This window comes from Roseobacter ponti (assembly GCF_012932215.1).
Classification (GTDB): domain Bacteria; phylum Pseudomonadota; class Alphaproteobacteria; order Rhodobacterales; family Rhodobacteraceae; genus Roseobacter; species Roseobacter ponti.
Genome location: NZ_CP048788.1, coordinates 3,673,516 through 3,684,886, shown reverse-complemented (window position 1 = coordinate 3,684,886; position 11,371 = coordinate 3,673,516). Strand labels below are relative to the sequence as shown.

Here is an 11,371-nt window from a genome sequence, read left to right as displayed (position 1 = left end):
CTGTCAGGCGACCAGATTGGTCAGATGCGCGGAATCGAGATAAATATCGCGGCGGAAAAACGGCACCACATCCCGCAGAATGACCCGCTTGTGCCGTGATGCCACATCGGTGTGAAAATCCCGGAAAGCCGCAGCATATCCCAGCCTGGCCAGTTTGAACGAGACCGGGATGCGCTTGACGTCGAACCCTGCCAGTTCCGCATCCTTTTCGACGACACCAAGCGATCTGATTTCGTCCCAGACATCTGCGGCAAGCTTATCAGTATCGTTCCAGTAAGTGCCATTAACGTCCGCCGGGCATTCGCAGGTAACGAATGAAACGCCGTCTTCACGGACCTGATGGCTGAAACGACCTGATGCAGCACTGCGATAGGTAAGCTGGTCGGGATCAAAGTTCTGCAGGTATGTGAAATCGCGCACCTTGTCGGCCTGGGTGAAAAGCGTCGCAAACAGCATCGGTGTGCCGTACTGCAATCCATCCACATCACGCTCGATATTAAGCGCTGAGCCCAGGGCGCGAAGGCTGTCATTCGACCAGATCAGGGTCTCGACCTCAAAGGTGCCCTTATCGGTTTCAACTTCGACAGTATCGGCCCGCTCGGTGATTTTTGAAATTTTTGTACCCAGAGAAATTCTGACGCCCTTGCTTTCAAGCCAGGTCACGGCCCGTTTGCACCAGCCGCGCATCGCATCCCCGTCGCTGGGGTAAATAGAGACGAAATCATCAACCTTGCCGACGGCCTTGCGGCGGGCGGCAAGAACCGTGTCGAGGAAGGGATCCTTTTTGAGGTCCAGCATATCCGGATCGTCAAGGAACTTCAGGCGCCCCATGGAAGTCTGCGCGATTGCTGTGGGCTCCACTTCGTCAGCGGAAATACCGTATACTTTCCGGAAGATATCGCAGAAAATCCGGCCGGCCGTCTTGCCGTAGCGCTGATCAAAAAGTGCCTCAAGAGTTGCCGGCGCATCCGTAGCAGGGTTGCGGGCAAGCGCCAGAAGCTCCTCGCGGATCTGTTTCTTGATCGCGGTATCATCCAGCGAGTTCAGATCGGGCAGCGAGAATCCTTCGGTCACTTTATTGTTGAATGCCGAAGCCGAGACAAAATCTATCTCATGCACTTTTCCGTCCATTATTTCCGTCACCGTTTCCGCGAGTGACACCGGGATAGAGTCGAAAATATGAACACCTTTATCAACAGAAAATCCATTGATATCAAGCGAGTGCATCACTCCGCCAAAAAACGGTGCGCTGTCGACGATGTGGATCTCCAGATCCGGGTTCTTCATCAGGTGCAGGGCGTCGCAGAACCCGCGAAAACCTGACCCGACGATCATGACGCGTTTTTTCATTTCCGATCCTTTTCCAGACGTAACCAGAAGCCGTGACGGTCATGTCCTAGTGCCAAATCTCATTCAGGGTAGCAAGATTGTAATCGGTGCAACAGTGTCACATGCCGCAGCACCCTCAGACTTTTTCCGGAACGCCTGCAGCGGTGACATCGTGCCGGGCCGGGTGGTACCCTTCCACATAATCCTGAAGCACGGCGCGCAGGGCACCCGCATCGTTCTCTTCGATTGCCTGCCGCAGGCGCTGCAGGGCAGATGATACATCGGTGGCAACGTCAAATGTCTCGCGCGCGCACATGATTTTAGGATGCGGCGTGGGTATTTCGTCTTTGCTGATCAGCAACTCTTCATAGAGTTTTTCGCCGGGACGCAGACCGGTGATGGTAATCGCGATGTCTCCGTCAGGATTGTCATCCGTCCGCTCGCTCAGCCCGCAGAACGCCAGCATATTGCGGGCCAGATCCATGATCCGCACGGGCTCACCCATGTTGAGCAGAAACACCTCTCCACCGCGCGCGAAGGTGCCGGCAAGCAGCACAAGGCCCGCCGCCTCGCTGATCGTCATGAAAAAGCGTGTGACTTCAGGATGAGTCACGGTCAGCGGTCCGCCACGGGCGATCTGCTCACGGAAAAGCGGGATCACAGAGCCCGAACTGCCCAGCACATTGCCAAAGCGGACCATCGAGAAAACGGTCGCGGGATGCTTTTTCTGCAGATCCTGAACCAGCACTTCGGCCATGCGTTTTGTGGCCCCCATGACATTGGTCGGACGCACGGCTTTGTCAGTCGAAATCAGGATGAACCGCTTCACGCCGATCACGCCGCAGGTCTCGGCCACAAGATGCGTGCCGACAGAATTGTTGCGGGCACCTACTATTTCGTTGTGCTCCACAAGTGGCACGTGTTTGTAGGCCGCCGCATGCAGTACAATTTCGGTTCTGTTCTCTTCCATCGTGCGGCGCACGCGCGGCTGATCGAGGACGGAGGCGAGAACGGGCACGATTTCGCAGGCAACGTTCGCCTCACGCAGTTTGCGCTCGACGTTATAAAGCGCAACCTCACTGTTCTCGAAAAGTACCAGTTTCGCGACCGGGACCGAGGCAAGCTGCATACAGAGCTCTGATCCGATCGAGCCGCCCGCGCCGGTCACCATTACTGAGCGGTCTTTGTAGTCGGCGGTGATCTCCGGCGTGTTCAGGCTCTCCTGCAGGCGCCCGAGCAGGTCTTCGCTGGTGACCGTGCGCAGCTGCGCTGTCAGGGGCTCGCCGCTGATGAAATCGATGAAATGCGGAAGCGTCTGCAGCGTGACGTTATACTGCTGCAGGTCCTGCAGGATCTTCTGCTTGCGCGAGCGCGACACGGACGGCATCGCGAGAATGATCTGCGTCACACGCTTTGACGCGATCAGCTGCCCGATATCCGCCGGGCTGTGCACCCGCAAAGAGCCGAGCAGCGCCCGACGCATCGAGGGGCTGTCATCCACAAAGGCAACCGCCTCGGCGCCGCCAAATCCGCGCAGCGCATTTGCCAGCTGCACACCGGCGGCACCCGCTCCGTAAATCAGTACCCTCTGGCGCGTCTCCTGAGCCGGATCGGTTTTCTGCAGCAGGGAACCCGACAGAATGCGGACAGCCACCCAGAAGACCAGAACGATCGGGATAAAGATGAGCGGAGAAGACCGTGGGATGTCCCAGGTGATCCAGGTGTTGATCAGAAAAAATACGCCCCCCAGAAGCAGGCTGACCTGCGTAAGCCGCAGGATACCGGCGGTATTGAGCGTGCGGGCGGCGATCCAGGGCACAGACAGCATCATGGAAAAAAGCGCCGTCAGCGGCAGCAGCACCAGAAGCGATGTCAGCCAGCCCTGCCAGTAGGGAAAGATATCAAAACTGCTCAGACGCAGCGCCACGGCCAGATAGACTGCCAGCGTCGCCAGCAGCATATCGATCAGCAGGAAAAGGAGGGCCTTATGCCGTCTTTTCATGTTGATAAAATACTCAGCCAGTTGTCCGGACATTACGGGCCTTCACTTTGCACGTCGCTCCGATGGCTGCGAACGGTCGCCAGATCACGTATAACAGGCGCATTAACTGCAACGAGCAGCAGGCTCAACAGACCCATGGCAGGAATTGCCATCACGACGGAGGGTTCGGCTCCAGTAAACCAGATGAGGGCGCCGGCGGCCAGCGCGACGGGCACCGCACGCAGAAAAATCAAAGCCAGCGCGGTCAGAGCGCGGACGAAAAACGGCACCCCGCCGACTTTAAGCAGTGCAAAAAGGGCGGCGAAGCCCTGAAACGCGATGAAGCCTGATGTCGCCGCTGTGGCGCTGTTCAGGCCGCCGCGGTCAAGCAGCCACCAGATGCCCACCGCGGGCGGTAGCGCCACGGCCGCGCAGATAAAGGCGGTGCCGGTCCGGCGTGTCGCATTGAGCGCGGTGGTGCAGGACTGAAAAACTGCCAGAAAGGGCAGCCCCGGGATGATGATGCGCAGGGTTGCTGCGATGGCTTCGGTGCCGCCACCGGCCAGTGCGCCATAGCCGAACACAAGTGCCGCGATTTCACCGGAGAAGAACCAGCAGGTGATGGCTGCTGACAGGGTGAGCGCAAAAGTACAGCGGATGGCCATCAGCGCGTGATCCGCAAACCCGCTGTCCTGCGCCCCGGCAAGACGGGAAAGCAGCGGCAGGAAAAGGATGTTCACCGGTGCGGTCAGCAGACCTGCGGGCAGATCGAAAAGGCGCATCGCGAAATTGTAAGCGGCCAGCTCGCCGGAGCCCGCAAGAGAGGCGAGAGAGCGAAAAATCACTGGGGTGAGGGAAATCAGACTGACTGCCAGAACCCCCTGCGCGAACTGACGTGCAAACCCGCTTTCAAAGCGCGACTGCACCGCGGGCCGCACAAATGTGTTGCGCATCGGGATCAGCATGCACCCCAGGCGCAGCAGATTTGCGATGAGCAGGGCGATGGCCAGCGCGGTAAAGCTGATGGCCCCGCTGCCTGACAGCAACGCGAGAAAGACGATCAGCACCCCGTTAAAGACCAGCACTGCCAGACCCGGCACTGCGGCCCGGCCTTCGGCCTGCAACCAGGCGGCTGAGACGCCGATGACGGCCGCCACGGGCACCGCGACAAGCGACAGTGTGAACCCCGCCCGGAACCCCGGCAGGCCTGCCGGGTCCAGCGAGGGTGCAAGGAGCGAGACAACCGCGCCGGAGCTCAGAAAGATGCCAAAAGCCAGTGCGGCAGAGACGCCGAGGGTGAAAACGGCAATACGGTGCAGGAGCGCCACGCGCACCGCAGGATCCGCCCTTGCCAGCGCCGGTACCAGGGCCGCACTGAAGCCACCGGACATCAGGATCGCGGTGAGAAGATCAGGCAGTGTCAGGATCACCACAACGGCGTCGGTCTGCGCCCCGATGCCCAGCCGCGCGGCCAGCGCCTGTTCGCGAAAAAGCCCGGACAGCCGGCTCAGCAGCAGAGCAAAGCTTACGAGCAGCGACGCCTGAAGCATTGAGCGGGCCATGGGATCCTTGCCGGGCAACGGCCCGTGACGACCGGGCATTCTGATGTCATCCATATCGCGCCGACCGCAGAGGCGCAATTGCCGCGGCCGCCTTCAGATGTCAGACCGGTCTCAGCCCCAGCGCCCTTCCAGTGTCTGTACCGTGATGTCTTCTGCTTCCAGCGTGCGGCGTACGGAGGCGGCGATCTCGACCGCTTCAGGCGTGTCACCATGACAACAGATGGTGTCAATGCTGGTCTCAATACGCTTGCCCGAGGCGGTGATGATCGCGCCGGCCTGCACCATTTCGACCATGCGGCGCCCGGCCTCAGCGGCGTCATGGATGACCGCGCCGGGTTTGCTGCGGTCGACCAGGGTCGCATCATCATTATAGGCGCGATCGGCAAATATCTCGCCGGCCCAGGCGCAGCCCAGATCACGGACCGCAGCCTCCTGTGCAGTGGCGCAAAGCACCATCACAATAAGGTCCGGATCGACCGAAAGGGCCGCTTCATAGCAGTCCCGCGCGAGGCTCTCATCCTCCGAGGTCATGTTGCCAAGCGCGCCGTGCAGCTTCACATGCCGCACATGACCGCCCAGCGATTTCGCCATCCCGATTGCCGCAGCCACCTGAAAACGCACGGAATTCTGCAGGCTCGCGCGCGGCACGGTCATGCGTCGCCGGCCAAAGCCCTGCAGATCAGCAAACCCCGGATGTGCGCCGATGCCGACACCGTTCTGCATCGCCAACTTCATTGTGGCGGCCATCACATCAGGATCCCCCGCATGCGACCCACAGGCGATATTGGCCGAGGTCACGGTTTTCAGCAGCGACGCGTCGTCGCCCATATTCCAGGGTCCGAAGCTCTCGCCCATATCGGCATTGATATCCACACGGGTCATGATGCCCTCCTTTTCATGTCTCAAACGGGTCGGCGGACGCGGAAACGACGCCGCTCACAAGCTGATAACTCAGCAGATCGGCGATATCGGCAGGGTCGCGGACCAGCGGCTGCACCTGCCCTGCGAGCGCCTTTATCGCGGCCCGCGCGCGGGTCTCCAGCGCGCGGGCCTCTTCATGGCTCACAAATTCAAACTTCAAAGGCGCGCCTACCGGCGCCTGCGCCACTTTTGGCAGATCCGAGGGGATTACAGTGCCGATCCGCGGATACCCGCCCGTGGTCTGGCTCTCGCACATCAGCACAAAGGGCGCGCCGTCACCGGTGATCTGGATGTCACCCGGCACAATCACCTCGGAGACAATCGAAAGCCCGTCCCGCGCGAAAAACCCGTCGCCGTCGGAATCCATGCGCACGCCCTGGCGGTTGCCGCGCGGGTCGCGCCGAAAGGGGGTCGCGGCAAAACGCGCACGCGTCTCTTCGGAGAACTCGGTGGTCTGGATCGATTCGATCACATGGATCGTGCCACCTGCGAGCCGGTTGTCGGGTGTCAGGAAATATCCGCTGCGTGCAGAGGCATCTGTGAGCGGCAGCGCGTCATCGGCCTCCAGCAGACCGCCGATGCCGGCGTTGAGGTGGCTGCCCCGCGCACCCATCTGCACCGGGACATCAAAGCCGCCGGCCACATGCAGATAGCCGCAGGTGCCCGCCTGCACCCCGCCGATGGCAAGCTTTGCGCCGGCGGGCAGCGCATGGCTCGCGTTCCAGACCAGCGGTGCACCGTCAAGCGTGGCGGTCATCCGCGCACCCGTGAGGGCGATCACCGTGTCTGCCGTGGCCTCAAAGGTACTGCCCATCCCGGTCATCTCAATGGCGGCAAGCTCCGCGCTCTGGCCCAGCAGTGCGGCCCCCTCATGCAGGGCCAGCGTATCCGCCGCCCCGCCCCGCGTCAGCCCGAACGCAAGATACCCGCGCCGGCCGAGATCCTGCAGGCTCAGCGCCGGCCCCGCCGAGAGCACTTTGAGCGCGCCACTCATGCGATCACCTCCCTGTCCGCGCCACCAAAGGACGCGGTGCTGCCCGCGCGGATCTTTTCCAGCTCCGCCGCGCTGACCGACGGAAAGATCAGCTCGTCACCGGGCGAGAGCGCAAAGGGCGCGTCGCTCTGCTGGCTGAATGTCCGGAATGCGGTCTGTCCGACGTGCCGCCAGCCGGTAGGCGTGGCATTGGTGAAAAGGCACATCTGCCGGATCGCCAGCACCAGCGCCCCGGAGGGCACGCTTTTGGTCAGATCCTGCTGGCGCGGGATGTTCCATTGCGCATCAAGCTGCCCCAGATAGGGCTGGCCGGGCGAAAAGCCGATGGTCAGCACCCGCACGCGTGAGGCTGAAAGCTGCCGGATGGCCTCATCAGGGTCGATGCCGACGGCTTTTGCGGCCTCCTCAAGCTGCGGGGCCAGATCGGTGCCGTAAACCGTGGGCACATGCCAGAGGGTGCGTCCCTCGGGCAGCGCGGGATCGCTCCAGTCGCGCGCATCCAGCAGATCCTGAAGCCGCGCGATGATCTCCTCTGCGGGATATGTGACCAGATCGGTGACCACAAACACCGAGACCAGCGACATGCTGGTCTCGGAGACCTCCGGCCAGGCTTCAGCCTCCACTGCGGCGCGGAACGCAAGCGCCACGCGGTTGGCGTGATCGTCCATCGCGCCCGCGAAAGTGACGAGGATGCCCGACAGGCCCACCGTCCGGATGATCGGATAGTCACTCATGAACCGGCCTTCCCAGATAGAGCCGCCGGAGGAGCACCGGCGTCAGATACATCGGCAGCTGCCAGCAGCCGACAAAGACCATCAGCGGCGCGATCGTCTCGGCGGGCAGCGCCACCAGAAAGAGCGCGATGTTGCGGTTGCCGGCACCGATGGCCAGCGGGCCCGCGATCCAGCTGAGCGCGGAGCGCCGCAGGATGGTGAGGGTCAGAAACTGCACTCCGTAGCTGAGCACGAACGCCAGCATGGCCCAGCCTGCAACCGCCCCCGGATCGCTGCGCAGTGCAGGGTTCAGCGCTGCCATCAGGCCCACCACAATCGCCGAGAACGCCAGTACCGAGAGCCCGTCGAGCGCTTTGACGGTGCCCGGTGCGGGCGCAGGAAAGAACTTTGCATGCAGAAAAAACCCCAGCGATGTCGCGCCGAGGATCACCCCAAGCAATGTCAGAGCCGGCCGGATCACATCGCGGGCCTCTCCCAGCTGCGGCATCAGTGCCAGCACCGGCAGTACCGTCAGCGGAAAGCAGGCCGTTCCCAGCACCAGGATCTGCATCATACGTCCTGGATCCTGCCGCAGCAGCAGCGCGATATTGGTAGAGCCCGACAGCGCCGGCGCGGCCGTTGCCAGCACCATCGCCATCGCGACGGGCGTGCCGGCGATCCCCGCAACCGCACAGAGGCTCAGCAGGCTCACCGGCAACCCCAGTTGCATCACCATGACGGACCCGAGGCCCCAGCGCAGATCCGACAGTGCCCCCGCCGCCGCGCGGTGCCCGATGCGCAGCGCCGTGATGGTGAGCAGTCCTGCCACCATCTGCGGCAGCCATGGCGCCATCGCGGCGGCAGTGCCGGGGAGCAACAGCCCCGCCACCAGCCCCGCAATCAGGCACCACCGCGCATTGTCTGAAATCAGCCAAAGGAAACGCTCCACATATCAGCCCGGTGTCTGCCGCAGATTATCCGGCAGCCAGGTCGCGATCTCCGGAAACCAGATCAGGATAAAGACCATCAGCACCATGATCAGGAACATCGGCAGGGCCGCTTTGGTGATGTATCCCATCTCATGATCGGTCATTCCCTGCAGCACAAAGAGATTAAACCCGATTGGCGGCGTGATCTGCGCCATTTCGACAACCACAACGACGAAGATCCCGAACCAGATCAGATCAATGCCCGCCTCGCGCACCATCGGCTCGACGATTGCCATGGTCAGCACCACAGCTGAGATCCCGTCAAGGAACATGCCCAGCACGATATAGAAAACCAGCAGTGCCATCAGAAGCTCAAACCGCCCGAGTTCCATCGCGGCGATGCCGTCAGCAAGGGCGCGGGGCAGGCCGGTAAACCCCATCGAAAGCTTCAGGAAGGCAGCGCCCGCCAGAATGAGCGCGATCATCGCAGAGGTGCGCATTGCCCCCATCAGGCTTTCGCGGAACGAGCCCGCCGTCAGCGACCCCTGTGCCGCCGCAAGGGCGAGCGCGCCCAGCACACCGATGGCTGCGGCCTCGGTTGCAGTGGCGTAGCCGCCGTACATAGACCCGATCACCACCGTGATCAGGATCAGCACCGGCAGCAGGAACCGCGAGTTGCGCAGCTTTTCAGAAAAGCTCATGCCGGTTTCCATATCCGGATTCCAGCTCGAGGATGTCTTTGAGACGATCGCCACATAGGCCATGAACATCGACGCCAGAATGAGCCCCGGAAAGACGCCCGCGAAAAAGAGCTTGGTGATGCTTTCGTTGACGGTGACGCCATAGACGATAAGCGCGATGGAGGGCGGGATCATCAGCCCCAGCGTCGCGGCGCCCGCAAGCGTGCCGATCACCATCTTTTCGGGGTACTTGCGGGCCCTGAGTTCCGGGATGGCCATTTTGCCGACGGTTGTCAGCGTCGCGGCCGACGAGCCGGAGACGGCAGCAAAGATCGTGCAGGAGACGATGTTTGTATGCACCAGACCGCCGGGCATCTTTGCCAGCCAGGGCGACAGACCCCTGAACATATCCTCCGATAATCGCGTGCGATAAAGGATCTCGCCCATCCAGATAAAGAGCGGCAGGGCCGTCAGCGTCCAGCTTGAAGAAGACGCCCAGATCGTGGTGATCATCGTGTCGCCGGCAGGGCGGGTGGTGAAAAGCTCCATGCCCACCCAGGCCACGCCCATCAGTGCCAGGCCGACCCAGACGCCGGTGCCCAGCAGCAGAAAGAGCACGACCAGAAAGAGGATGATTGCATATATCTCGGTCATCTGCTCACACCTCGAATGTTTCGTCGACGGTGTCCCGGACGATCCGGTGCTCACCCTTGAAGATGACATGCAGCAGGTTGTCGGTCAGCGCGATGGCGAGCAGGCCGCCACCGATGACCATGACCGACTGCGGGATCCACAGGGCGGTGGCGTCCTGCCCCTGGCTCACCTCGTTGAACTTCCAGGACCAGTAAACGAACCAGTAAGCGTAATAAGTGAAGTACCAGGCAACTGCCGCTGCCAGCCCGAAGCACCAGATCTCAAGCAACCGTCTTGTCCCCGCGGGGACAGCATTAAGTAGAATTGAAACCCGGATATGCGCGCCATGATTGAGCGCATTGGCAAAGGCAAGAAAGCTGGCGGCGGCCATGGCATAGCCGGCGTAATCGGGTGCACCCGGAAAGATTTCGCCGGTCCAGCGCGCGACCATCTGCGCCACGATCAGCGCCAGAATGGCCACGAGGCAGAGAGCGGCCAGCACGCCGGCTGCCATATAAAGAAAGTCGAGCGTTTTGCGCAGATCAGTCATGGCCGGTCTCCGGTCGTCTCGGGAAAAGGGCCCGCCCCGCGCGATACGCGGGACGGGCAGGCTCAGTTACTGAGCTTTAAAGGTATCGACGATGGCTTTGCCCTCGTCACCTGCGGCTTCGAGCCATTCCGACGTCATGGTGGCGCCGATCTCGCGCAGCTCGCCCATCAGTGCATCGCCTGCGGGCTGCACGGTCATGCCCCCCTCGGCAAGCCCGTCCATTGTGAACTGGGTATAGTCCTTGGACGCCTGCAGACCGCGGGCCTCGGCCTCGGCCGCACAGGTCATGATGGCCTGCTTGTTGGCGTCGGACACATCGGCCCAGACGTCCTGGTTGACCATCACGTAGTTGCGCGGCAGCCAGGCATCGACCTCATAGAAATGCGTGAGGCTCTCCCAGACCTTGCGATCATAGCCCGTGGCCCCTGACGACACCATGGATTCTGCCACACCGGTGGCAAACGCCTGGCTGATCTCAGCGGCTTCGACGGTGACGGGCAGCATGCCGGTCAGTTCCGCAAGCCGGCTTGTGGTGTTGTTATAAGAGCGGAACTTCACGCCTTCCATATCGGCCACCGAGTTCACTTCTTTCTTGAAGTAGAGACCCTGCGGCGGCCATGGCACGGCATAGAGCAGCTCAAGGTTCTGCTCATCGAGCAGCGCTTCGATCTTTGGTTTGGCTGCGTCATAGAGCTTTTCGCTGTCGTCAAACGACGGGGCGAGGAAAGGCACGCTGTCAAATCCGAACACAGCGCTTTCGTTCTGGTGGCCCGAGAGCAGTCGCTCGCCGATCTGCACCTGACCGGTCTGGATCGCGCGTTTGATGTCTGCACCGGCAAAGAGCGAGCCGCCCGGGTGCACTTCGATGGTGATCTCGCCATTCGTTCCTGCGCCCACGCACTCGGCGAAGGTCACGCCGTTCTCGGAATGAAAGTTCGATGCGGAATAGGCCATCGGCATATCCCATTTTTCCGCGGCAGCCGCCGGCAGAGCGGCGCCCAGGGTCAGTGCCGCTGTCGCCGCACCTGCCATAAGTCTTGTTGTCAGTGTCATGTATCTCTCCTTGCTGGTTTTTTGTT

The 11,371-nt window shown here is 61.7% G+C and carries 10 protein-coding genes; all 10 read right to left on the bottom strand.

The annotated features are described in order from the left end of the window. Nucleotides 1-3: 3 nt before the first annotated feature. Nucleotides 4-1,350 carry an NAD(P)-binding protein gene (locus G3256_RS17755; RefSeq protein WP_169642089.1) on the bottom strand — a complete coding sequence of 449 codons (1,347 nt, stop codon included), beginning with the start codon at nucleotides 1,348-1,350 and terminating at the stop codon, nucleotides 4-6. 115 nt (nucleotides 1,351-1,465) lie between these two features. Then, the gene (locus tag G3256_RS17750) at nucleotides 1,466-3,364 is read right to left on the bottom strand and encodes a polysaccharide biosynthesis protein (protein ID WP_169642088.1); all 1,899 of its coding nucleotides are present in this window, start codon (nucleotides 3,362-3,364) and stop codon (nucleotides 1,466-1,468) included. Beyond that, nucleotides 3,364-4,926: a murein biosynthesis integral membrane protein MurJ gene (gene murJ, locus G3256_RS17745; RefSeq protein WP_169642087.1), complete on the bottom strand. Its 1,563-nt coding sequence runs from the start codon at nucleotides 4,924-4,926 to the stop codon at nucleotides 3,364-3,366. Before murJ ends, G3256_RS17750 begins: the two co-directional genes overlap by 1 nt. A gap of 57 nt (nucleotides 4,927-4,983) precedes the next feature. Next, the gene (locus G3256_RS17740) at nucleotides 4,984-5,754 is read right to left on the bottom strand and encodes a LamB/YcsF family protein (RefSeq protein WP_169642086.1); all 771 of its coding nucleotides are present in this window, start codon (nucleotides 5,752-5,754) and stop codon (nucleotides 4,984-4,986) included. Between the two features lie 13 nt (nucleotides 5,755-5,767). Continuing rightward, entirely contained in the window at nucleotides 5,768-6,787 is a 1,020-nt protein-coding gene (locus G3256_RS17735) for a 5-oxoprolinase subunit C family protein (protein WP_169642085.1), read from the bottom strand. Then, nucleotides 6,784-7,521, bottom strand: a complete 738-nt coding sequence (locus tag G3256_RS17730; protein WP_169642084.1) for a 5-oxoprolinase subunit B family protein — start codon at nucleotides 7,519-7,521, stop codon at nucleotides 6,784-6,786. Before G3256_RS17730 ends, G3256_RS17735 begins: the two co-directional genes overlap by 4 nt. Then, nucleotides 7,514-8,449, bottom strand: coding sequence for a hypothetical protein (locus tag G3256_RS17725; protein WP_169642083.1), 936 nt, complete (start codon nucleotides 8,447-8,449; stop codon nucleotides 7,514-7,516). The genes G3256_RS17730 and G3256_RS17725 overlap by 8 nt, the downstream gene beginning before the upstream one ends. A gap of 3 nt (nucleotides 8,450-8,452) precedes the next feature. Then, entirely contained in the window at nucleotides 8,453-9,763 is a 1,311-nt protein-coding gene (locus tag G3256_RS17720) for a TRAP transporter large permease (protein ID WP_169642082.1), read from the bottom strand. Between the two features lie 4 nt (nucleotides 9,764-9,767). Continuing rightward, entirely contained in the window at nucleotides 9,768-10,292 is a 525-nt protein-coding gene (locus tag G3256_RS17715) for a TRAP transporter small permease (protein WP_169642081.1), read from the bottom strand. Between the two features lie 66 nt (nucleotides 10,293-10,358). Continuing rightward, nucleotides 10,359-11,345 carry a TRAP transporter substrate-binding protein gene (locus G3256_RS17710; RefSeq protein WP_169642080.1) on the bottom strand — a complete coding sequence of 329 codons (987 nt, stop codon included), beginning with the start codon at nucleotides 11,343-11,345 and terminating at the stop codon, nucleotides 10,359-10,361. Between the last annotated feature and the right edge of the window lie 26 nt (nucleotides 11,346-11,371).

Coding starts and splice junctions, on each gene's coding strand:
- G3256_RS17740 (WP_169642086.1), bottom strand. CDS start 5,754: ATGACCCGTGTGGATATCAATGCCGATATGGGCGAGAGCTTCGGACCC.
- G3256_RS17715 (WP_169642081.1), bottom strand. CDS start 10,292: ATGACTGATCTGCGCAAAACGCTCGACTTTCTTTATATGGCAGCCGGC.
- G3256_RS17750 (WP_169642088.1), bottom strand. CDS start 3,364: ATGTCCGGACAACTGGCTGAGTATTTTATCAACATGAAAAGACGGCAT.
- G3256_RS17755 (WP_169642089.1), bottom strand. CDS start 1,350: ATGAAAAAACGCGTCATGATCGTCGGGTCAGGTTTTCGCGGGTTCTGC.
- murJ (WP_169642087.1), bottom strand. CDS start 4,926: ATGGATGACATCAGAATGCCCGGTCGTCACGGGCCGTTGCCCGGCAAG.
- G3256_RS17735 (WP_169642085.1), bottom strand. CDS start 6,787: ATGAGTGGCGCGCTCAAAGTGCTCTCGGCGGGGCCGGCGCTGAGCCTG.
- G3256_RS17710 (WP_169642080.1), bottom strand. CDS start 11,345: ATGACACTGACAACAAGACTTATGGCAGGTGCGGCGACAGCGGCACTG.
- G3256_RS17730 (WP_169642084.1), bottom strand. CDS start 7,521: ATGAGTGACTATCCGATCATCCGGACGGTGGGCCTGTCGGGCATCCTC.
- G3256_RS17720 (WP_169642082.1), bottom strand. CDS start 9,763: ATGACCGAGATATATGCAATCATCCTCTTTCTGGTCGTGCTCTTTCTG.